Raw genomic sequence first — 22,149 nt, forward strand, 5'->3', positions numbered from 1 at the left:
ACAATTTGGCGCAAACTATACAATTGGCTTTTTGTTTGAGGATGGCGTAGTTTTACAAACAGCCGCTAACTATAAACTATAGCCGCAGCAAACTATAAACGTAATTGCACAACACATGACCAAGATAAGATCAACCACCGTTTTAGGCATTTACCATAATGGCGAAGTAGCCCTGGGCGCCGACGGACAGGCCACTATGGACAAGCATATTGCCAAAAGCAATGTTAAGAAGATACGCAAGCTGCTGGATGGCAAAGTAGTAACAGGTTTTGCCGGCTCCACTGCCGACGCCTTTACTTTACTGGAGCGCTTCGAGGAAAAACTGAACGCTTACCAGAACAATATGAAGCGTGCTGCCATAGAGCTGGCCAAAGACTGGCGTAAAGACCAGTACCTGCGCAAACTCGAAGCGATGATGGTGGTAGCCAACAAAGAAGAACTACTCATTATTTCAGGAACAGGCGATGTGCTGGAGCCCGACCATCAGATTGCGGCTATCGGGTCAGGAAGTATGTTTGCCCATTCGGCAGCACTGGCGCTGAAAAAGCATGCTCCACATTTATCAGCAGAAGAGATGGTGCGTGAGGCCCTGAACATTGCCGCTGATATCTGTATCTATACCAACCATAACCTGATCATCGAGAAACCGACTCAGTAGTTAAGAATTTAGAAAGTGTAGAGACGCAATATTTTGCGTCTTGTTGACCACGATCAAATTCCCCTCTAGAGAGGGGCAGGGTGTGTTAATTTTAAAGTAAGGTCAGAGTGCAATGAAGCCCTTCTGGTTTGTAGTTTGCCCTTACTTAACCTTATAGCATCGATTAACGAATAACGGAGAACGAATAACGAAATAAGTCTTAACTTTGGGATCCAGGCAGACCGGATATGTTTGCCTTAAGCTAATGAACATGGAAGTAACAAATTTCTTAAAGAAACACTACAAACACTTTAACGCGGCCTCTGTGATAGACGCTGCTGAAGGATACAAAACCCACCTGAACAACGGTGGTAAAATGATGATCACACTGGCTGGCGCAATGTCTACAGCTGAGCTGGGAATAATTCTGGCTGAGATGATCCGTCAGGATAAAGTGCATGCCATTTCGTGTACAGGTGCTAACCTGGAAGAAGATATCTTTAACCTGGTAGCGCACGATTTCTACGAGCGTGTGCCGCATTACCGCGAATTATCTGCAGCTGACGAAGAAGCACTGCTGGAGCGCCACATGAACCGCGTAACCGACACATGTATTCCTGAAGAAGAAGCGATGCGCCGCATTGAGCACACAGTGCTTAAATTCTGGGAGAAAGCAGACCAGGAAGGTAAAGCTTACTTCCCGCACGAGTTCTTCTATCAGATTCTGTTATCAGGTGATCTGGAGCAGTATTACCAGATCGACCCTAAAAACAGCTGGATGCTGGAAGCTGCCAAGAAAAACCTTCCGATCATCTGCCCGGGTTGGGAAGATTCAACACTGGGTAACATCTTCTCCAGCCACGTGATCAACGGTGACATTAAAAACGTGCATACTGTAAAAACTGGTATCCAGTACATGATGTACTTAGCTGACTGGTATACTGAGAATGCGAAAGATGATTCTACTGTAGGTTTCTTCCAGATTGGTGGTGGTATTGCCGGTGACTTCCCTATTTGTGTGGTACCGATGCTGCACCAGGATCTGCAGCGTACCGGCGTTCCGCTTTGGGGTTATTTTGCACAGATCTCCGATTCTACAACCAGCTACGGTTCTTACTCTGGCGCGGTGCCGAATGAGAAAATTACCTGGGGCAAACTGGGCAAAGAAACACCAAAGTTCGTGATTGAGTCGGATGCAACTATAGTAGCGCCACTTATCTTCGCTATAGTTCTGGATATGTAATACAGTCTAAGATTAGACTATAAAACAAGAGCGGCTGCAAGTGAAAACCTGCAGCCGCTCTTGTTTTATAGTTAGCTTATCAGTTCGCGCCGGCCAAACCGGAACTCTTCTTCTTTAAGGTAAAAGTCGCCGCACTGTTGCAGAATGGTAATGTTATCGATGGTTACTTCCCAGTTAAAGTTATAGTTGCACAAAAACGAAAGCACAGGTCCAAGCATCTCTGGCGTGGTATCGCCGAGGGCAAGGGTAATGTGAGGCAGCCACATATTCGGATTATAGTACACACCCATCTCGCTGCTCATTTCAGAAATGTCGCGGTGCAGCTTTGCGTGTAACTGGTTAAGGGGGGAAGTGCGCAGCACAGGTATGTAAACCACCGGCGTTGGCCCCGGGAAAATGCCCAGCCCGGTAGTGCGGATCGTAAAATCAGGCATCTCAAAACAGGTAAGCTCCAGGTATTGCTTCAGCTCCTCCATGTCCGGTATTTCTGCAGTAAGAATAGTCAGGTGCGGGTAAGGAGTTATTTTTACTCCATTCAGTCCAAACTTGGTCTCAAGCAGTTCTGTCAGTTCAGAAACGCGGTCGGAATGAAATTTGTCTAACAGCGAAGTTATCGCGATCATAATTGCCTGTTAAGTAAATGTTTTGCCAACCGGCAAAGGTATGCATTTAAACAACTGCATGTGCTAATGAAACGATTGCTTACCGTAATTGTTTAGCTAAACGTTTTAAAACGCGGCAACTATAGTTTTTAGTATGTAGCGGCAATAAGTTATATAGTTCATGGTCTTAGGTTTAGCTTGTAGGTGCGCAGTATGGGTTTATTTAAGTACCTTTGCACTTTATAGTTGATTTGATTACATGATCTCCATAAACAACCTTAGCTTTCATTTTGGCAGCCGCCCGATGTACGACGATGCCAACCTGCACATCCGTCCAAAAGATAAAATAGGCCTTATTGGCCTGAACGGTACCGGAAAGTCTACCTTGCTGCGCATTATAGTGGGCGAGTACAAACCAGACAGTGGCAGCATACAAATGAGCAAGGAAACCACCATCGGCTTCCTGAACCAGGATTTGCTCAGCTACCAGACCCACGAAAGTATTCTCTCGGTGGCGATGCAGGCATTTGAAGAAGCAATCTATCTGCAGGCCGAGATCGATAAGGTGCTGGTGGAGTTCGAGAATAATTTCCATGATAACCTGGTAGAAAAGCTGGCCAATTTGCAGGAGCGCTTTGAAGCGCTGGGCGGCTATACCATGCAGGCCGAAGCCGAAGCAATTCTGGAAGGCCTTGGTTTTACGACGGAGGAATTGCAGCAGCCACTGGCTTCCTTTTCTGGTGGATGGCGCATGCGTGTGATGCTGGCCAAGATACTGTTACAGAAACCTTCGCTGCTGTTACTGGATGAGCCTACCAACCACCTGGACTTACCATCTATTAAGTGGCTGGAAACCTACCTGGAGCGCTTTGAAGGGGCTGTTATCATCGTTTCCCACGACCGTGAATTCCTGGACCGTACTACCAATATTACAGTAGAAGTATCGGGTGCCAAGCTGAATGTGTATGCAGGTAACTACAGTTTTTACCTGGAAGAAAAGGTGATGCGCAATGAGATTCAGAAAGGCGCTTACGAAAACCAGCAGGCACATATCAGGCAGACAGAACGTTTTATTGAGCGCTTTAAGGCCAAAGCGACCAAAGCGAAGCAGGCGCAAAGCCGCATGAAGCAGCTGGAGCGATTGGAGCGGATAGAAGATGTTGCACCGGAATCAGCAAAGGTAAATTTCAGCTTTAAGTTCAGCGTGCAACCGGGCCGCCATATTTTCCGGTTAGAGCACATGAGCAAGGCCTTTGGCAACAAAGTTATTTTCCGGGATACGAACGTGCACATCGAGCGCGGCGATAAGATTGCGTTGGTTGGTGCAAACGGTAAAGGTAAATCTACACTGCTCCGCATTATTGCCGGCACTGAGCCTATACAGGGCAAACGCGAACTGGGCCATAATGTGATCATGTCATTCTACGCACAGCACCAGCTGGAATCACTAAATGTAGATAACGAGATCCTGCAGGAACTACAGCAGGCAGGCTCTAAGAAAACTGAGGTGGAATTGCGTACCCTACTTGGATCTTTCCTGTTCACCAGCGATGATGTTTTCAAGAAGATAAAGGTATTGTCAGGAGGGGAGAAGAGCCGTGTAGCGCTGGCAAAAACACTGATCTCAGAAGCTAATTTCCTGATGCTGGATGAGCCTACCAACCACCTGGACATGCAGTCGGTAAACATCCTGATACAGGCACTGGAGCAATACGAAGGTACCTTTGTGATCATCTCGCACGACCGTTACTTTGTAGAGAATGTGGCCACCAAGATCTGGTACATCGAAGATTATCAGTTAAAAGAATACCCTGGCACTTACCATGAATACGAAGCTTTCCAGGAGAAGCGTGAGAAAGAGGCCAAACTACAGGCTACTGTCGCGCCCGCTCCTAAAAAAGAAGAGCCGAAACCAGCCCGCAACAATTCTGAATTTAACCAGCTGAGCAACCAGCTGAAGCAGGCTAACAAAAAACTGAGCGAACTGGAAAAGAATGTGCAGCGCCTGGAGGAGGAACTGGCAAAATATGAGACCGAACTGGCTGATCCGAAAGTGTATGGCAATGTAAGCTTACTGCAGGAGACTTCTAAAAAGTTTGAATCTGTGCAGAAAGAGCTCGAAAAAGCCAACAGCCAGTGGGAAGAGCAGATGATGGAAGTAGAGGAACTGGAAGGGAAGCTAAACTAAACTAACAGTTACCTGAACTATAAAAGTAAAGGCCCAACTATCAAACTATAGTTGGGCCTTTACTTTTAAGCTAATCCTACCTGTTATTCGGTAATTACTTTTAACAGCATTCCTTTATCAACGCGGTCGTTAAGCTGCATGCCGTTAAGTACTGCCAGTTCCTCGAGCCTTTTGGTTGGCATACCAAAAGACTGTAACGCCTGCGACAACGATGACGCGTTGGCAACAGTTTTAATTCGAACACGCTCCGGTTTTTTATTGATCTTTGACTGGTCTGTCAGCTGCTTAAAGTTGGTCATGGTGCCCGAAAAAGTGTTGAAATAATTATTGAAATCAGCAGCAGTGGTAATGCCCATGATACTATAAATGTTGCTGCCATATTGGATAAAATACGTCAGCGTGCCTATAGTTCCTTGTTCCTGTTTCTGCTCGGCAACCATAGCCAAAGCATTATTTCCGTTCACTGTTACATTTTTCGATTCTACCAGTGTCAGCTTATAACCTTCCAGCGTCTGGCGGGCGGCGTCTTCCAGCGAGGTGCCGGGTGCCAGCGTAAGGTTTATGATCGCTTTACCGTTCGGTTCAGCCATCTGGAAACTCTGTGGTGAGTTCAGGTACTTCCAGCCTTGCGGGATCGGGAACTGGAATTTTAACTCCGGATGATAAAATATCTGGTTTTCCACAAACCCCTGCTTAGGGTCTTCCCCATACACAATACCATCTATCAGTCGCAGATACGAGTCACGTCCGACTTTTAGGTTAGTGACGTTTAGTTTCTTCTCCCATTGTGCGGCCAGTTCATGCACGGTCGTATAACGGTTGCCCGGGTCAGGGTGAGTAGATAAGAACTCCGGAATGGCTTGACCACTTTCTTCCTGCTTGCGTTTCAGCGTTAAAAAGAAATCGGCCATTTCATCGGCATCGTACCCGATTTTGGTCGAATATTCCACCCCTAATTCATCCGACTGCCGTTCATCATCGCGGCCAAATTTTAGGAAGAGCAAACCCAGGCCCTGCGAGGCAACATCTCCGAATTGTGCCAGTTCCGGAGCGATAACCATACCGGCTATTAAGCCTACCTGAGCCAGTATCGATTTACTTTGCTGCTGGGCAGAATGGCGTGCAGCAATGTGCCCGATCTCGTGGCCAAGTACACCGGCAAACTGCGCTTCGTTGTTAAAATGCGCCATAATACCACGTGTAAAGTATACATAACCGCCCGGCACCGCAAAAGCGTTAATAACCGGTGAGTCGAGTACTTTAAAGTTGTATTTGATATTGCTGCGGTGAGATACAGCGGCCATTGCCTGGCCTTTTTCATCTATAAAGCGCTGTATGGCCGGGTTTTCATACATCCCGAACTGCGCCACAATCTGAGGGTCTGCTTCCTGGCCCATCGCCAGTTCCTGACCTTCCGACATCAGGATCACGTCCTTTTTACCTGTTACCGGGTTGGTAGAGCAGGCGTTAAAGAACAGCATTATACTGGTCATTAAAACCGTTATCGATAATCTTTTCATTGTATCATAGTTTATAGTCTAAAGGCTTTTGTATAAGATAGCTAAATCTTCAAAAACCTATATTCTACTTGCAACGATTATGAAATTGATTAGTTGCAGCAAACCCTTTGTTGCAGCCTGAGACTATAGTTTTGACCCGCCTGGTTTAACTTTATAGTTTAAAGGCTTGTAGCATTTAAACTATAGTTTATTATACTTTAGTCGTTGTCTGAGGCGTGCCACTCCGCAAAAGAGTTTTCTGTTTCCCAAAGCCTTAAACTATGCAGTTTTATAGTTGCCGGTAAATGCTGGGTTAGCGTGTTCTTAAAATCGAGGAGCATGTGCTCGCAGGTAGGCTGGTACGGGGTAAGTACCACCTTATGATTTAGCTGCTGCAGTAAGGTAATCAGCTCAGGTGAGCTGCCTAGTCGCAGGATAAGGGCATGATCCAGGGGTTCAACTATAAAGGTATTCACTACTTTTTTAAGGTCGCCGAAATCCAGTACCATGCCATATTTCGGGTCCGAAACATCGGTTATGGGCTGACCAATTATCGTTACCTGCAGTTTATAAGAGTGCCCGTGTATATTTTTACACGGGCCATCATAGTTAAGTAAGGCATGCGCCGTTTCGAAGGTGAACTGGCGCGTAAGTCTGATAAAATCCATTACAGTTAAGCTACAGCTTCTGCTCTTCTCAGTTGGGCTTGTATTAATACATCTTCCGTTTCCAGCAACTCATCCAGCATCAGTACCTGGCGCTCCAGCTGGTTTCTGAAAAGCTCTGGTAAAAGCTGCTTGTAATAAGTAATGCCGTCCTGCATGTTCTGCCAGAAATTGTTCAGGTATTTTTCCTGCTTGTCTGTAAGCGTTTCAAACTGTTCTGCTTTTTTGTTCTTCCAGTAGTCTACATACATTTTCAGCTCGTTGATGAACATATGCGGACGGTAGGTCTGGTTAAGCGCGTTAAAACGGTCATAGATATGATCAACCATTTCGTGCAGTTTAAACACACCCGAGAAAAAGGCAAGGTTCGGTCCTGGGCAGATGGTTACAGCTTTAGAGGCGGCTTTTTTACCAATGTTAAAGATCTGTAGTGCCGAGTTCGCCAGGCCTTCGCATAAACATTCTTTGGCCAGCACACTTTCTTTTTCAGCCTTGTATAGTTCAGGTGTTAAAACCTGTGTGTTTAATTGCTCATCAAGCTGCTCTAACTTGCGGCGCTGGTATTTGCGCGATGCCGTACAGATCGCCTCTTCAGTAAATTCGGTGTTTGAAACCAGGTGCTTTTTAATGCATGGGCTGCCAGGTTTATCTTTATCAATGCGTATCTGTTTCAGTTCCTCGCTTGATGTACCGCGCAACGCATTAAATGGAACACCTAAAGGCGAAATCGGGCTCAGATACAGGTCTTCCGCTTTGGCATTAGATAATTGCTGTAAGGTTGGTTCGTCAACTGTGGTGGCTTCCGGTACCAGCAGGAAAGGAGTTCCCCAGCCGGTGGCATCCATCCCGTAATGTTCCAGCAAAAAGTTGTGCTCTGCAGCAGTGCCTATACCGCCCTGCATGGTAATGCGTTGTGCCGGTATCTCGCCCGGTACGTGTATGCCTTTACTTGCCAGCGATGAGCTGAACAAACTATAAAGCTCAGACTGTAGAGCCTGGCGGTTCTGCTTAAACTCTTCCAGTATCGGGCCGATCAGGTAACCGTCTGTTGCAAACGCATGGCCACCGCAATTTAACCCGGACTCTATTCTGAACTCAGATACCCAGATACCTTTTTTAGCCAGTATTTTACCTTGTACCAGCGCCGAGCGGTAATCACTTACTTTAATGATCACGGTCTTTTCAAACTGGCCTTTGGCATCCGGCAGAAAGCATGGGAACTGCTCCAGGTAAGCAAACAAACGCATGTTCATGCCCGCTGAGAAAACAACCGATGAGTTAACCGTGCTGTTGGCAAAACCACGCAAAGCTGCCAGCGCATCCGAAAATTCCTGAGGCAACGCTTCCCCTGATTTGCTATAGTTTGTCCTATCCAGTTTGGTCATGATGTTTACGTCAATTCTGCCGGGTACCAGCGCATTGAGTAATTCAGTTTGCAGCAGTTCTTTTTGTGCCGGATCTGTAGTTTCCAGCATCTGGTTGTAGCGCTCTCTTAACGGAGAGTTATCAGGCAGCAGGGTAAAGTATTTGGTAATTTCTGATTCCGGTGTAAACTTCTGCATCCTTAACGCTTCCATCTGTTCTTTCACGATCTCATCCACCAGGTTCAGGAAAGCAGTGGTGCGCTTGGCTCTGTAGTCTTCCTGTTTGTCGGTGATTGGTTCGTAAGGGCGGTTATATACCTGGGCGTAATGTGAGCGGGTATGCTCCAGCAAGGCATCGTCGCTGAGCGAAGCCACAGAGGATATTCCGAAGCGGGCTACCTTAATCGGCGAATCAATAGAGAAAGCAAGCCCCATTACAGGCAAATGAAAGTTGTGCGGTGTAGATAGTTGCATTGTAATTTGGTTATATAAATAACTATAGTGTTGCTGGTTTACCTGTTCTAAATAAGTGCAGCAACTATAAACTATAGTAGGTTATGGATACATGATAAGCGTGCCGCAAGGTATGTAGCAACTTGCCAGTTATAAATGAGCAGCATCAGCCCAAAAAATGACAAGAGTCATTTTGTTTATAGTGCAGATTTAATATAGACTTGAAGGGTGAAATGAACAGCCCGCACCTATAAACAGAAGGTATAAATAAGCCTGAGCGTTAAGAAGATAGCCCATTAAACTATAAATATCGTATTTCAGGCTTGGAGTTCAGGTTTTGCCATTACATACAGAACACTTATATTTAGTAAAATCCTTTTGAATTGGAAGAGAACAACAGCCACAGCATTGACAACCAGGCACGGTTAAAGGCCATTATTGATACAGCTATTGACGGTATCATCACCATTGATAACAGGGGTAGAGTTGAAACCATGAACCCTGCCGCAGCCAGTATTTTTGGATACGAGCCGGAAGAAGTGATCGGCAATAATATTAAGATGCTGATGCCCGAGCCAGACAAGAGTCTGCACGATGTGTACATTGATAATTACCATCGTACCGGAGTGGGCCAGATCATCGGCGTTGGACGTGAGGTGCTGGGTAAAAAGAAAGACGGTACCATTTTCCCGTTTCTGCTGAGTATAAGTGAGGTAAAGCTGCAGGATAAGCAGATATTTACGGGCATTGTGCACGACATTACAGAGCTGAAGAAAACCGAAACAGCTCTACGCGAAAGCGAAAATAAGTTTAACTCCATCATTAAAACAGCTGTTGACGGCATTATAACGATTGATACCCATGGCCTGATGGAGATGGTGAACCCGGCTGCTCAAAAGCTTTTTGGTTATAACGAAAGCGAATTGCTTGGCCGCAACATAAACATGCTGATGCCCGAGCCGGACAGCAGTCAGCACGACGGGTATATGGAGCGTTACCACCACACCGGTGTACCACACATTATTGGTATTGGTCGCGAAGTTTCTGGGCTGCGTAAAGATGGTTCTGTTTTTCCGTTCTTTCTGAGCATAAGCGAAGTACAGCTCGCCGACCGTAAAGTATACACCGGTTTTGTGCACGACATTACCCGTCAGAAAGTAAGTGAGGAGCGCCTGCGCCGTTATGCATCTGAACTGGAACGAAGTAACCGTGAACTGCAGGATTTCGCCTATGTTTCGTCGCATGACCTGCAGGAACCATTGCGCAAAATACAGGCCTTTGGCGACCGGCTCAAGACCAAAGAATATGACAAACTAAGTGACCAGGGCAAAGATTACGTGGACAGAATGCTGAATGCAGCTTCGCGTATGCAAAACCTGATAAACGACCTGCTCGACTTCTCGAGAGTCACCAGCAAATCAAAAGCATTTGTTAAAGTAAAACTGGATAAGATACTTACGGAAGTACTCTCGGATCTGGAAGTAACTATAGAAGAGACAGGAACTATAATTGAACGTACGCCGCTGCCAACTATAGAAGGCGAACCTACCCAGATCCGTCAATTATTTCAGAACCTGATCAGTAATGCCATTAAGTTCCGCAAAGATGGTGTTACACCTGTCGTTAAGATTGCATCCAGAAATGTTCAGCTGCACGCACACCTGACATCAACCCCCGGCGACGAAATGGTAGAAATATCAATTGAAGACAACGGAATAGGTTTTGACGAAAAGTACCTGGACCGCATCTTTAACATTTTCCAGCGACTGGAAGGGCAGAAGTATGAGGGATCGGGTATCGGTTTGGCCGTTTGCCGGAAAATTGCTGTTCGCCATGGCGGCGACATAACTGCCAAAAGCCATCCCGGTGAAGGCACCCGATTTATTATTACCTTAGCAAAAAAACATCTTCAGGAATAACTATAGTAGCATGAGCAATAAAAGATCAATTATCATACTGATTGCCGACGACGACGCCGAAGACCGGATGCTTGTAAAAGAAGCACTGGAAGAGAGCCGTCTGAATAATAATATACAGTTTGTAGAGAATGGGGAAGAGTTGCTGGACTACCTGAATAACAAAGGCAGGTTTGAAGACAAAGATAAATACCCGACTCCGGGCCTGATTCTGCTTGACCTGAACATGCCTAAAAAAGATGGTCGTGAGGCGCTGAAAGAAATAAAGAACGAAGATCACCTGCGCATCATTCCGGTAGTAGTGCTCACTACATCCAAAGCCGAAGAAGATATCCTGCGCACATATGACCTGGGCGTAAGCTCTTTTATTACCAAGCCAGTAACCTTCAGCTCGTTGGTTGATGTCATGAAAACCCTGAGCAAGTACTGGTTTGAGATCGTGGAACTGCCGAAAAGTTAGAAAGTTTAGAAGTTAAAAAGTTTAGAAGTTTTAGAGTTATGAAAAAGTGAAAGTTCATAGTTGCCTTTTGATTTAACCGATTGAGAAGTTTCAATTATCAACTTTCTAACTTTCTAACTTATCACTTAAAATATGCTTGACAAAAAAACCCGTGTGCTGCTTGTTGATGATGATGAAGATGACTTTATCATTACCCGGGATACGATAGACGAGATTCCGGGGCGCAACTATGTGCTCGACTGGACGGCTTCTTTCGGTGAAGCGCTGGAGTTGATCCGGCAGGAAAAACATGATGTTTACCTGGTAGATTACAGGCTGGGCGCGCACGACGGGCTTGAACTGATTTCGGAAGCTGTGGAAGGGGGAAGCCTGGCGCCATTTATTCTTTTAACTGGCCAGAGCAATCGCGAAACTGACGAAAAGGCCATGCACGTGGGCGCTTCAGATTATCTTGTAAAAGGTACGTTTGACCCGTTTAGTTTAGAGCGTTCTATCCGCTATAGTATCGAGCATGCCAAAAGCATGGCCGAGATACAAAAGCTGAACTCTGAGCTTGAACAGCGCGTGGAGGAGCGTACCCGTGAGCTGGGTGAAGCCATTAAAAAGCTGGAAGAAACCAACCGCAGCCTGTACGAGGCGCAGGTTGAGATACGCAAAGCACTGCAAAAAGAAAAGGAGCTGCATGAACTGAAATCGCGGTTCGTAACTATAGCTTCGCATGAATTCCGTACGCCGCTGAGCACGGTGCTTTCTTCGGCATCTTTAATTGGGAAATACAAAACTACCGAAGACGATGAGAAACGGCAGAAACACGTAGAGCGCATTAAATCGGCGGTAAGTAATCTTACAACTATACTCAACGACTTCCTGTCGATAAGCAGGATAGAGGAAGGTAAAATTTACAATGTGCCTACTACCTTCGACCTGAAAGAGTTTACCGCTGAGATTGTAGACGAGATGCAGGGGCTGGTAAAGATTGGGCAGAAGATACATTATACGCATTCCGGCTCCGAAACTATAGTTACATTAGATAAACAGTTACTAAAGAATATCATTCTAAACCTGCTCTCTAATGCCAGCAAATACTCCGGCGAAGGCAAGCAGATCTACATTGATACAGCAGTCGATGGTACAATAAACCTGACTGTAAAAGATGAAGGTATTGGGATACCGGATGCTGACAAGATACATTTGTTTACGCCTTTTTTCAGAGCGCAGAACGTAACCAACATACAGGGAACCGGCCTTGGATTAAACATTGTGAACCGTTACGTAGAGATTATGGACGGTACTTTGAACTATACTAGTGAACTGAACGAGGGAACAACCTTTAGGATAACATTGCCAAACACAACACCCGACGCATGAAAAAAATATTGCTGATAGAAGATAATCAGGAAATCAGAGAAAATACAGCCGAAATACTCTCGCTGGCAAACTATAGCGTGCTCGAAGCTGAGAACGGAAAAGCAGGCGTTGAGCTTGCTAAAAGCGAGCGACCTGACCTGATCATCTGCGACATTATGATGCCTCAACTGGATGGTTACGGCGTGCTGCACATGCTCAGCAAAAACCCGGCAACATCCAGTATTCCGTTTATTTTCCTGACTGCAAAATCGGAGAAAGAAGACTTCCGGAAAGGCATGAACCTGGGCGCCGACGACTACCTGACCAAACCGTTTGACGATCTGGAATTGCTGGATGCGGTGGAAATGCGCCTGAAAAAGAACGAGATACTGAAGGCAGAGTTTAACAAGAGTGTTGAAGGCATCGATAGTTTTATACAGGAAGCGCGCGGCTTCGAGGATCTGAACAAACTGCTGTCGGATAAGCGCAAGGTGACGGTGTTTAAGAAAAAGCAGCACCTGTTTATGGAGGGTTACCGCACCACGGCTTTGTATTTCCTGAACAAAGGCAAGATCAAGACTTTTAAGGCTAACGAAGAAGGCCGCGAATACATTACCAATCTCTACAAAGACGGCGACTTTATCGGTTACCTCGACTTGCTGGAGGAAACACCTTATCGCGAATCGGCTGTAGCGCTGGAAGACTCTGAAGTGTACATCATCCCTAAAGAAGACTTTTTTACGCTGCTCAACCACAACCGCGACATTGCCAACAAATTTATAAAACTGCTTTCTGATAACCTGGCCGACCGCGAAGAACGCCTGTTGAAACTAGCTTATAACTCGGTACGCAAGCGTGTGGCCGAAGCCTTGCTGCTAGTAGAAAAACAATACCAGCAACAGGCCGGCGATAAAACCCAGATCAGCATTACCCGCGAAGACCTGGCTAGTATAGTTGGCGCATCTAAAGAAACTGTAATCAGAACCTTAGCAGATTTTAAAGACGAAAAACTGATCGACAGCCAGGGAAGCCGCATTTTTATACTTGATTCAGCCAAGCTGGCCAAAATGCGGAATTAAACTATAGATGAAACTATTGTTTCTTACTGTACTAAAAGTGAGACAACAACCATTATTCTGTTAAGAAACCTGGTGGAAAGGAGATTAGCTTGTCCTACCAACTATAAGGATACTTTCAGGATGTCAACATAAAAACGACTAATGAGATAGCCCGGACTTCAGAAATGTAGTCCGGGCTATAATTTTTTTATAAAGTTGACATCAATCAATGGCTATAGTTGACATAAGTCATGTTTCTGTTGAATTGCTTTTCAGACATTTGCATTGTAATCTGAAACACCACCATGCAGAACAACTTTAAAGCCCTTACTTTATCTTACAAACATGCACCGATAAACGTGCGCGAAGCAGTAGCCCTGAACGAGATAGGTTGCCGCAATTTGCTGGATAAGATCAAGGAGTTTACAGATGCCCAGGATGTGCTGGTACTTTCTACCTGTAACCGCACGGAAGTATACTATAGCTCTGAGAGAGAGCTGGACCAGGCGATTATAAAACTGATCGCGATGGAACGTGGCTTTATATCTACAAAAAAGATCACGCCCTACTTTAAGCATATTACCGATCCTGAGCTGGCTGTTCAGCATTTATTTTATGTAGGCCTTGGTCTGGAGTCGCAGGTGGTGGGCGATATGCAGATCCTGAACCAGGTAAAGAAAGCTTATCAATGGTCTGCAGAAGCAAACATGGCCGGCCCCTTTTTGCACCGTTTGCTACACACGATCTTCTCTACCAACAAGCAGGTTTTCAATGAGACTTCCTTTTTCGATGGCGCTGCTTCGGTATCGTATGCTACTGTTGAGTTAGTGGAAGAACTAATAACTGACCTGGTTAATCCGCGTGTGCTGATGATCGGTGTAGGAGAGATTGGGGCGAATGTGTGTGATAACTTTCAGAAGTCAACTATAAACAATGTAGTTATCGTTAACCGCACGCATCATAAAGCACAGGCGCTGGCCGAGAAAACCAACGCTATAGCTGTGTATTGGGAAAACGTGTGGGAAGAGATTGCTCAGGCAGATGTTGTTATCTCCTCTGTTCCCGGCGACTGCTTTTTCATAAGTAAAGAAGTGATAGCGCAGCAGGGTGTAAATACCCCTAAGTTCTTCCTGGACCTGTCTATGCCACGTAGCATCGACAGCACACTGGAAGAAATTGCAGGTGTAGAAGTATACAATGTAGATACCATTAAAAACCGTGCTTCTGAAGCCCTGGAAATGCGTATGGCTGCCATCCCACAAGTGCAGCAGATCATCGCAGCAGCTATAGTTGAGTTCAGCACCTGGACCCGCGAAATGGCGATGTCGCCAGCCCTGCAGCAGTTCAAAAGCAAGCTAGAAGAAATCCGCCAGCAGGAGCTAAACCGATATATGAAGAACCTAGGCGAAGCAGAGAGAGAAGTAGTGGAAAAATTAACACAGAACATTCTCAACAAGATCGTAAAGCTACCCGCCCTGGAACTGAAAGCCGCCTGTATGCGTGGTGAGTCGGAAGCGTTAGTAGAGGGATTAGCTGCTTTGTTTAGTTTGGAGAAAGATAAAGTTTAGAAGTTTTAGTATAGGTGAATAGATAAAAAGGCTCTTGTTTCAAGAGCCTTTTTTGTTGTTTTACTTTTGTCATTTCGAACATTCTTGAGACGCGAGTCGAAAAGAGCCAGCGCAGCTGTGAGAAATCTATCTCAGCCTATAGTTTGCTACTTCCCTATTCGAACCAAGCCTTCCTCTCAAATATACTTTTATCCTGGGAGCTTTACTTGCCTACAGTTTTATAGTTAGCATTGGTGCCCTCACGGCCGGGAGGCCCCGTCTTCGGGCATCGCGCTGCTGCTTTCTTGCTTCCCTCGCTCTGCTCGAGCTGCCTGGCGGCACCGCAACAAAGCAAAGGCGCTCAACCCAAAGACTGCGATCAGTTCGATAGCCAAATTATAGTTTAAGGAGCTGCTATAGTTGCTTGGCTTTATCGTGGTAATAATTCCGAGGGGACAGGTAAACCTGTCCTGATCCTGAACTTAAACTATAGTTCGATAGCCACCAACTATGGCAGCAGCCGAAATTCCCCTCTCGGGAGGGGTAGGGGTGGGTTAAAACACTAACTATAGAACTATAGCTCTATCTATAGCAAAGTCTTATTGTCACTTCTACCGAGATCCTTTCAGGATGACAGAGCTGGGAGCAATCAAAACTCCCCGCCTTAGACAAGGAGGGGAAGGGGTGGTTGAACAAGGCCAACTATAACACAACAGCTACAACAGCAGTCCAGAAGAACTCCTTCCCCTGTTTTTAGGGGAAGGCTGGGAAGGGGTAAATCCTACTTAGCCACTATCTCCGGCACACTCACCAACACATTCTGAATCAGCTGAACCAACCCAGTAGGATAAACACCAACATAAACAAGCAGCAGCGCCAACACCGCCAGCGTACCAACACTGGCCACATAAATAGACGGACGTAACCGTATAATTGGCTCACGTTCCGTTTCCGGTTGCTGGAACATGACGGCTATGATCTTAATGTAGTAGTATAAGCCGATCACACTGTTGAGTACCAGCATTACCACCAGCAGCCATAATTGATCGTTTATACCAGCGGCGATAATGTAAAATTTACCGACAAAACCAGCAGTTAACGGAATACCCGCCAGCGATAGCAACATAGCCGAGAACACAGCAGCTGTCCAAGGGCGTCGCCAAAGCAGGCCTTTGTAGTCTTCCAGCAACTCGGCATCGCTGTTTTTATCCGAGAGCATGGCTACCACACCAAACGCACCAACACTGGTAATAAAGTACGCCACCAGGTAAAAGGTTATTGCTTCTACGCCCATTTGGTTTCCGGCCATAAAGGCCACTAAAATATACCCTAAATGCGAGATTGAAGAATAAGCCAGGATGCGTTTTACGTTCTTCTGCATGAGCGCCAGCAGGTTACCGGCAAACATGGACGCAATGGCAACTATAGTTAAAATCGTAACCAGCACCGGATAACGGAAACCATCGACTTCCATGAAAAAACGGATCAGCAAGCCTAATACTCCTCCCTTAGAAACGGTAGCGATAAAAGCCGTAACGGGAGCGGGCGCACCTTCATACACATCCGGCGTCCACATATGGAACGGTACAATGCCCAGCTTAAAACCAACCCCGATCAGCATCATGCCGATACCAGTTAGTAAGAGTAGCGGCAATTCCTGCATACCGGCTATACTTTGAGCCAGGCCTGAGAAAACCATCGTGCCTGTGCTATAGTAAACCAGCGCCATCCCAAACAGCATAAAGGCAGATGAAAAAGCAGCTAGTATGAGGTATTTGATTCCTGCTTCGTCGGAGCGGGGACGTGTGCGTAGGTAGGGGATGAGTGCGTAAAGCGAGATACTGAGGATTTCCAGACCCAAAAAAAGCGAGGCAAAATGTGTACTGATCACCAGCACACAGGCACCTAGGGTAGCCAGAACCAGCAACAGGTAATACTCTTCTTTCCGTTCTTCGCGCTGCTCAAAATAAGCGTACGACAGCATACTCACGAGCAGCGACGTCAGCAGGATCATCCCGATATAGAACACGCCAAAACCATCAATCACAAACATGGGCTCAATGACATAAGCTGTGGTGGTGCGCAACTCAAACAGCGACCCAAAAGCAGCTATAAAAGACAGCGCTGTAATGACATAAATGATCTTATGGTTGCGCCATGCTGCTATGACAAGCATCGAGATAAGTACTGCAAATGTGAGGATCAACAGCGGCATCAGATATAAAAAATCAGTCTGGCTCATGTCTTTTAGTTTGGAGATTGAATGATCTGGAGATTTGAAAATGCACGCTGATTTATAGCTAGTTGGTTCGTGTTTATAGTTGCTTCAGATTGCGGCTGTTCAACCACAGTTTTGGGCTCGGCTATAGTTGGCTCCTCCATATTGTAAGCCTGTAGTTGTTCCGTGATTGATGGTCTGGCCATATCGATGATCGGTTGCGGATACAGCCCCAACCAGAGTAAACCAAGCACCATGGGTACAGCGATCAGCATTTCGCGGAAGTTCAGGTCGCGGAATGATTCGTGTCGTGGACCGGGTTCGTAAAATACCTTTTGCATGATGCGCAGCGAGTAAACAGTTGCCAGTACAATGCCTATAGTTGCAAAAACAGTAAGCCAGTTAGCTGCCTGCCACGAGCCAACCAGGGTCAGAAATTCAGCTATAAAATTGCCCAGTCCGGGAAGGCCCAGCGTTGCCATTACAAACACTAACGCCACAACGCCCATTTTCGGAGCTTTTGACCAGAAGCCGCCCATCCGTGCCAAATCGCGGGTATGCAGGCGCTCGTACAGGAAGCCGGCCAAAATGAACAGCGCACCGGTACTTAGACCGTGCGCGATCATCTGCATCACCACGCCCTGCAATGCCCATTCGTTAAAGGCAAAAACACCCAGTATCACAAAGCCCATGTGGCTCACAGAAGTATAGGCTACCAATCGTTTTAGGTCGGTTTGCGAGTAAGCAACTATAGCTCCATAAATAATGCCGATCACACCTAACAGCATGGCCCAGGGCGCAAATTCCACAGCAGCAGTCGGGAAGAGTGGCACGACGAATCTAAGCAGACCATAAGCCCCGGTTTTAAGCAACAGTCCGGCTAGTATAACACTACCTGCAGTGGGAGCTTGTGAGTGTGCATCGGGCAGCCACGAATGGAAGGGCACTACCGGTAACTTCACCAGGAACGCAGCCAGGAAACCAAACATCAGCAGGCGTGCAGCATCCGGGGCAAGCGGCGTATTAAGGAGCTCAAAGTAGTTAAAAGTATAGTTGCCTGTTTCGGAGCCGTGAATAAAGTACAGACCAAGGATCGCCAGCAGCATGAGTAAGCCGCTTGCCTGGGTGAAGAGGAAGAATTTGAAAGCTGCGTACGTACGGTTCTCATGCCCCCAAACCCCGATCAGGAAGTACATTGGTATCAGCATTACTTCCCAGAAAAAGTAGAACAGAAACAAATCCATGGTCAGGAACACACCTGCGATACCGGCCAAAACCCACAGCAAATTAAAATGGAAGAAGCCGACTTTGGCTTTGATCTCTTTCCAGGAGATAAGCACCGACAGCAATCCGAGAAAGAAGGTCAGTAATAACATCAGCAGACTTAATCCATCCAGCGCCAGACTAAAGCTCACTCCCCATTGCGGAATCCAGGATATTTCATAGCGCATCAGCCAGGCAGAACCAGTTGTTGCTTCCGTGCTGATCCATAGATAAACTATAAGTATAAGATCGAGCAGTACGGCAGCCAGTGCCACCCAGCGAGGCAATTCCGGGTTTATTTTTTTAGAGAGCCAGGCCAGCAGTCCACCAGCCATCAGTATCACAATCAGCCAGACAAGTATCATAGGAACAGGCTTATAGTTAGAATCATGATCGCGCCAACCACAATGCCGGCCACGTAGTTGCGAAGCACACCATTCTGCGTTTCAGAGAACATCACATGGAAGCCTTCGGCCATACGGGCAAGTCCGGTGTAAAAGCTGTCGATAAAGTCGCGCTTGTTGAGCTTGGAGATGAACACGTACGGCCGCACGATCAGGGCATCATACAGCGCATCAAAGCCCCAGCCAGAATGCCAGAAACGGTGCAGCGCCATAGCAAAGTCAGAGCGCTCTATACTTGCCAGCAACTGCGGACTTTTAATGTAGAACAGGTACGCTACGAAAACACCACCCAATGAAACTATAGCAGCCACCAACTGGAACATCCATTCGTTTGCCGCCAGCCCTTCATTGGCTGCTATAGCCGGCAGCACCGGCGCCATCAGGTTAGAGAATAAAGTAACATGCCCAAAGTTGTGTGGCAGCTCTATAAATCCCCCAACCAGCGAAAGTATAGCCAGGATGATAAGCGGGATAGTAATGACTTTGCCCGGTGGGTGCTCCAAGTGCGTTTTGCTCTCTCCGAAGAAGGTAATGAATACCATCCGGAACGTATAAATAGATGTGATAAAAGCGCCGATCAATCCCGCCAGGTATAGCCAGATGCTACCATTCTCCCCGGCCAGCGCATACCACAAAATCTGGTCTTTACTATAGAAACCCGCAGTGATAAGTGGCAAGGCCGCCAGCGATGCAGCGCCGATCAGGAAGGTCCAGTATACGACAGGCATTTTATGGCGAAGGCCACCCATTTTGCGCATGTCCTGTTCGTGGTGCAACGCCATGATGATTGCCCCGGCGCAAAGGAAGAGCAGCGCCTTAAAGAAGCCGTGAATCATGAAATGAAAGATGCCTGCCGACCAGGCACCAACTCCCAAGGCTAAAAACATATAGCCGATCTGGCTGATGGTAGAGTAGGCAAGTACCCGTTTCAGGTCGTATTGGGTTAGGGCCGAGAAGCCAGCCAAAAGCAATGTAACAGCGCCAACTATAGCCACAATCGTTTGTGCCAGTGGAGCCAGTTCAAAGATAACATACATACGCGCGATCAGGTACACACCAGCCGTCACCATAGTAGCTGCATGTATCAGTGCAGAAACCGGTGTAGGACCAGCCATTGCATCGGGTAACCAGGTTTGCAGCGGCAACTGCCCGGATTTACCTACTGCGCCACCTAATAGTAACAGCGCAACTATAACGGCCATCTGCGAGCCAACGCTCCAGGCTTCAGGTGCTTCGGTCAGTATTGTCTGGATGTGCAATGTCCCGAATGCCTGGAACAGCATGAATGACCCGATTGCCATAGCGGTATCGCCCACACGGGTAATGAGGAAAGCTTTTCGGGCAGCATAACCGTTTTCCGGCTCTTTGTACCAGAACCCGATGAGCAGGTACGAGCACAGACCTACCCCTTCCCAGCCTAAATATAAAAGCAGCAGGTTATCAGCCATTACCAGCATAAGCATGGAGCCTACAAAGAGGTTCATACAGGCAAAAAAGCGGGAATAATCCTGGTCGTCGGCCATGTAAGCGGTGGCGTAGAAATGTATGAGCGCACCTACAAATGTGATCACGAAAACGAAAACTATAGACAGTGCATCAACATGGAAAGCAATAGAAGGAGTGAAGCCTGCCACATTAAACCATTGCCATACTTCCTGGTGGTAAAACTCCGGCCGGGTCTGCAGAAATTCTATTCCTAACAGGATGGTAATAAGTGCTGAAACCGCCACGCTGCTCGCGCCAAGAATAGCTACTAGCATGCGCGACAAACGGGTGCCGAGAACAATCAGCAGCAGTGCTCCCAGAAAAGGCAGCGCAGGTATAAGCCAGAGTAGATTTTCCATAGTTGGTTATCCTTTCATTAAGTTAGCGGCATCACTGTCCAAGGTTTTGAGCTGGTGATAGATTTGAAGTATAAGCGCGAGCCCCACCGATACTTCGGCAGCAGCCATGGTGAGTATAAAAATGAACATCACCTGCCCGTCGGGCTGCACCCATTTAGAGCCGGCAACTATAAAAGCCAGCCCGGCGGCATTCAGCATGATCTCCACAGAAATGAGCATGAAGATGATGTTGCGGCGGATGAGTACGCTGATCAGGCCGAGCATAAAAAGTACGCCAGCCAGCAGTAAAGCGGCTTCCATGTGTGCGGGTGTCATATGGCGGCGCTCCTTCCTTCTTTTGGTTGTAAAAACCTGTGCACCACTTTTTTCTTCTGGCGACCCAGGTGGTACGCACCAACTATACCGGCCATCAGCAATATGCCACACAACTGCACACCCAGCATATAAGGCCCGTACAACGACATGCCTACCACTCTGGCATCAACAGCCACGAGTGCTTCGGTAGGTTGTGTGTCAGGGGCTAAAATGATATATGCCAGCTCAGCCAACAGTACTAAAGAAAGTATAGCCGGACCAACCCAAACCCGGGGAGTAAGCCAGGCCTTTTCCTTGTCCACGTCTTCATGCGTCAGGTTCAGCATCATGATCACGAAAATGATGAGTACAACTATAGCTCCGGCATAAATAATGATCTCCAGCGCAGCCATGAACGGCGCACCCAGTGTGAAAAACACGACAGCCACCGCCAGGAAAGAAACTACTAGGTAGAGCAGCGCATGGATGATGTTGTAGCGTGTTATAGTTAGGATGGTAGCGACTGTGGCAACTGCTGCCGCTATGTAAAATGTTAGTTCCATGGCCTTAAGGTATTAAGCTTTTAACATCTACCGGCGGACGCTCATTTTCGGCTTCGCCTTTATCTTTACCGCCGATGGCCATGCCCGCTACCTTATAGTAGTTGTAGCCATGGTATTTGCCCTGCCCGTTTATCAGCAGGTCTTTTTTCTCATACACCAGGTTCTGGCGATTGTATTCTCCCATCTCAAAATCGGGAACAAGCTGGATGGCGTAAGTAGGGCAGGCTTCTTCGCAGTAACCACAGAAAATGCACCGCGAAAAGTTGATGCGGAAAAACTCAGGATAACGGCGGCCTGTTTCATCTTCGGTAGCTTGCAGTGAGATGCAGTCTACGGGGCAGGCAGCAGCACACAGGTTACAGGCTACGCAGCGTTCGCCACCATCCGGATCGCGTGACAGCACGATCCGGCCCCGCCAACGGGTAGGAAGTATAGCCTTCTGCTCGGGATATTGTATGGTGTCCCGCTTATGGAATGCATGCAGAAATGTAAGCCACATACTGCGCAACAAACTAAACATAGCTGCTCCTTTCTTTATACTTTGTTTTTATTGTCCCTTGCTGGTGCGAGCTTGCAGCTCGTAC

The 22,149-nt window shown here is 46.9% G+C and carries 18 protein-coding genes; 8 read left to right on the forward strand and 10 right to left on the reverse strand.

Annotated elements, in window-relative coordinates; genetic code table 11:
• The first annotated feature begins 115 nt into the window (after positions 1 to 115).
• Complete coding sequence (gene hslV, locus KYK27_RS13190; RefSeq protein ID WP_199110513.1) at positions 116 to 658, forward strand: ATP-dependent protease subunit HslV; 543 nt, start codon at positions 116 to 118, stop codon at positions 656 to 658.
• Positions 659 to 908: 250 nt separating this feature from the next.
• Positions 909 to 1,880, forward strand: coding sequence for a deoxyhypusine synthase family protein (locus KYK27_RS13195; protein WP_199110514.1), 972 nt, complete (start codon positions 909 to 911; stop codon positions 1,878 to 1,880).
• Positions 1,881 to 1,951: 71 nt separating this feature from the next.
• Here KYK27_RS13195 and KYK27_RS13200 read toward each other — a convergent pair whose 3' ends face one another.
• Complete coding sequence (locus tag KYK27_RS13200; protein ID WP_199110515.1) at positions 1,952 to 2,503, reverse strand: 2'-5' RNA ligase family protein; 552 nt, start codon at positions 2,501 to 2,503, stop codon at positions 1,952 to 1,954.
• 238 nt (positions 2,504 to 2,741) lie between these two features.
• On the opposite strand from KYK27_RS13200, the gene abc-f reads away from it, so the two are divergent.
• On the forward strand, positions 2,742 to 4,670 hold the full coding sequence (gene abc-f / locus KYK27_RS13205; protein ID WP_199110516.1) for a ribosomal protection-like ABC-F family protein: 1,929 nt from the start codon (positions 2,742 to 2,744) through the stop codon (positions 4,668 to 4,670).
• An 83-nt stretch (positions 4,671 to 4,753) separates the two neighbouring features.
• Here abc-f and KYK27_RS13210 read toward each other — a convergent pair whose 3' ends face one another.
• The 3 genes from KYK27_RS13210 to KYK27_RS13220 form a co-directional block, all read right to left on the reverse strand.
• Positions 4,754 to 6,190: a M48 family metalloprotease gene (locus KYK27_RS13210; protein WP_199110517.1), complete on the reverse strand. Its 1,437-nt coding sequence runs from the start codon at positions 6,188 to 6,190 to the stop codon at positions 4,754 to 4,756.
• 197 nt (positions 6,191 to 6,387) lie between these two features.
• Complete coding sequence (locus KYK27_RS13215; protein ID WP_199110518.1) at positions 6,388 to 6,837, reverse strand: 6-pyruvoyl trahydropterin synthase family protein; 450 nt, start codon at positions 6,835 to 6,837, stop codon at positions 6,388 to 6,390.
• Positions 6,838 to 6,842: 5 nt separating this feature from the next.
• Positions 6,843 to 8,672 (reverse strand): hypothetical protein, encoded by a 1,830-nt coding sequence (locus KYK27_RS13220; RefSeq protein ID WP_199110519.1) that lies wholly within the window; start codon positions 8,670 to 8,672, stop codon positions 6,843 to 6,845.
• Positions 8,673 to 9,034: 362 nt separating this feature from the next.
• Here KYK27_RS13220 and KYK27_RS13225 point away from each other — a divergent pair, with 362 nt between their 5' ends.
• The 5 genes from KYK27_RS13225 (at position 9,035) to hemA (ending at position 15,000) form a co-directional block, all read left to right on the forward strand.
• Positions 9,035 to 10,570, forward strand: coding sequence for a PAS domain-containing sensor histidine kinase (locus KYK27_RS13225; RefSeq protein ID WP_199110520.1), 1,536 nt, complete (start codon positions 9,035 to 9,037; stop codon positions 10,568 to 10,570).
• A 10-nt stretch (positions 10,571 to 10,580) separates the two neighbouring features.
• Entirely contained in the window at positions 10,581 to 11,027 is a 447-nt protein-coding gene (locus KYK27_RS13230; protein ID WP_199110521.1) for a response regulator, read from the forward strand.
• A 132-nt stretch (positions 11,028 to 11,159) separates the two neighbouring features.
• A complete protein-coding gene (locus tag KYK27_RS13235; protein ID WP_199110522.1) occupies positions 11,160 to 12,395 on the forward strand; it encodes an ATP-binding protein in 1,236 nt (411 codons plus the stop codon).
• On the forward strand, positions 12,392 to 13,453 hold the full coding sequence (locus KYK27_RS13240; RefSeq protein WP_199110523.1) for a response regulator: 1,062 nt from the start codon (positions 12,392 to 12,394) through the stop codon (positions 13,451 to 13,453). The genes KYK27_RS13235 and KYK27_RS13240 overlap by 4 nt, the downstream gene beginning before the upstream one ends.
• Before the next feature lie 284 nt (positions 13,454 to 13,737).
• Positions 13,738 to 15,000 (forward strand): glutamyl-tRNA reductase, encoded by a 1,263-nt coding sequence (hemA, locus tag KYK27_RS13245; protein WP_199110524.1) that lies wholly within the window; start codon positions 13,738 to 13,740, stop codon positions 14,998 to 15,000.
• A gap of 760 nt (positions 15,001 to 15,760) precedes the next feature.
• Here hemA and KYK27_RS13250 read toward each other — a convergent pair.
• Genes KYK27_RS13250 through nuoI form a run of 6 tightly spaced genes read right to left on the reverse strand, consistent with a single transcriptional unit; the run spans position 15,761 to position 22,085 of the window.
• On the reverse strand, positions 15,761 to 17,221 hold the full coding sequence (locus KYK27_RS13250) for an NADH-quinone oxidoreductase subunit N (protein WP_199110525.1): 1,461 nt from the start codon (positions 17,219 to 17,221) through the stop codon (positions 15,761 to 15,763).
• A gap of 5 nt (positions 17,222 to 17,226) precedes the next feature.
• A complete protein-coding gene (gene nuoM, locus KYK27_RS13255) occupies positions 17,227 to 18,825 on the reverse strand; it encodes an NADH-quinone oxidoreductase subunit M (protein WP_199110526.1) in 1,599 nt (532 codons plus the stop codon).
• The gene (gene nuoL / locus KYK27_RS13260; RefSeq protein ID WP_199110527.1) at positions 18,822 to 20,708 is read right to left on the reverse strand and encodes an NADH-quinone oxidoreductase subunit L; all 1,887 of its coding nucleotides are present in this window, start codon (positions 20,706 to 20,708) and stop codon (positions 18,822 to 18,824) included. The genes nuoM and nuoL overlap by 4 nt, the downstream gene beginning before the upstream one ends.
• A gap of 6 nt (positions 20,709 to 20,714) precedes the next feature.
• The gene (nuoK, locus tag KYK27_RS13265) at positions 20,715 to 21,008 is read right to left on the reverse strand and encodes an NADH-quinone oxidoreductase subunit NuoK (RefSeq protein ID WP_163914097.1); all 294 of its coding nucleotides are present in this window, start codon (positions 21,006 to 21,008) and stop codon (positions 20,715 to 20,717) included.
• Positions 21,009 to 21,019: 11 nt separating this feature from the next.
• Positions 21,020 to 21,565 carry an NADH-quinone oxidoreductase subunit J gene (nuoJ, locus tag KYK27_RS13270; RefSeq protein ID WP_199110528.1) on the reverse strand — a complete coding sequence of 182 codons (546 nt, stop codon included), beginning with the start codon at positions 21,563 to 21,565 and terminating at the stop codon, positions 21,020 to 21,022.
• A gap of 4 nt (positions 21,566 to 21,569) precedes the next feature.
• Positions 21,570 to 22,085, reverse strand: a complete 516-nt coding sequence (nuoI, locus tag KYK27_RS13275) for an NADH-quinone oxidoreductase subunit NuoI (protein WP_185197304.1) — start codon at positions 22,083 to 22,085, stop codon at positions 21,570 to 21,572.
• Between the last annotated feature and the right edge of the window lie 64 nt (positions 22,086 to 22,149).

The sequence above is a fragment of the Pontibacter populi genome (assembly GCF_019336435.1).
GTDB lineage: Bacteria > Bacteroidota > Bacteroidia > Cytophagales > Hymenobacteraceae > Pontibacter > Pontibacter humidus.

Excerpts from the sequence above, each read along its gene's own strand:
- nuoJ (WP_199110528.1), bottom strand. The coding sequence starts at position 21,565 with ATGGAACTAACATTTTACATAGCGGCAGCAGTTGCCACAGTCGCTACC.
- KYK27_RS13215 (WP_199110518.1), bottom strand. The coding sequence starts at position 6,837 with ATGGATTTTATCAGACTTACGCGCCAGTTCACCTTCGAAACGGCGCAT.
- KYK27_RS13250 (WP_199110525.1), bottom strand. The coding sequence starts at position 17,221 with ATGAGCCAGACTGATTTTTTATATCTGATGCCGCTGTTGATCCTCACA.
- KYK27_RS13220 (WP_199110519.1), bottom strand. The coding sequence starts at position 8,672 with ATGCAACTATCTACACCGCACAACTTTCATTTGCCTGTAATGGGGCTT.
- hslV (WP_199110513.1), top strand. The coding sequence starts at position 116 with ATGACCAAGATAAGATCAACCACCGTTTTAGGCATTTACCATAATGGC.
- KYK27_RS13195 (WP_199110514.1), top strand. The coding sequence starts at position 909 with ATGGAAGTAACAAATTTCTTAAAGAAACACTACAAACACTTTAACGCG.
- abc-f (WP_199110516.1), top strand. The coding sequence starts at position 2,742 with ATGATCTCCATAAACAACCTTAGCTTTCATTTTGGCAGCCGCCCGATG.
- KYK27_RS13210 (WP_199110517.1), bottom strand. The coding sequence starts at position 6,190 with ATGAAAAGATTATCGATAACGGTTTTAATGACCAGTATAATGCTGTTC.
- KYK27_RS13235 (WP_199110522.1), top strand. The coding sequence starts at position 11,160 with ATGCTTGACAAAAAAACCCGTGTGCTGCTTGTTGATGATGATGAAGAT.
- hemA (WP_199110524.1), top strand. The coding sequence starts at position 13,738 with ATGCAGAACAACTTTAAAGCCCTTACTTTATCTTACAAACATGCACCG.
- nuoI (WP_185197304.1), bottom strand. The coding sequence starts at position 22,085 with ATGTTTAGTTTGTTGCGCAGTATGTGGCTTACATTTCTGCATGCATTC.
- KYK27_RS13200 (WP_199110515.1), bottom strand. The coding sequence starts at position 2,503 with ATGATCGCGATAACTTCGCTGTTAGACAAATTTCATTCCGACCGCGTT.
- nuoL (WP_199110527.1), bottom strand. The coding sequence starts at position 20,708 with ATGGAAAATCTACTCTGGCTTATACCTGCGCTGCCTTTTCTGGGAGCA.
- nuoK (WP_163914097.1), bottom strand. The coding sequence starts at position 21,008 with ATGGAAGCCGCTTTACTGCTGGCTGGCGTACTTTTTATGCTCGGCCTG.
- nuoM (WP_199110526.1), bottom strand. The coding sequence starts at position 18,825 with ATGATACTTGTCTGGCTGATTGTGATACTGATGGCTGGTGGACTGCTG.
- KYK27_RS13240 (WP_199110523.1), top strand. The coding sequence starts at position 12,392 with ATGAAAAAAATATTGCTGATAGAAGATAATCAGGAAATCAGAGAAAAT.
- KYK27_RS13230 (WP_199110521.1), top strand. The coding sequence starts at position 10,581 with ATGAGCAATAAAAGATCAATTATCATACTGATTGCCGACGACGACGCC.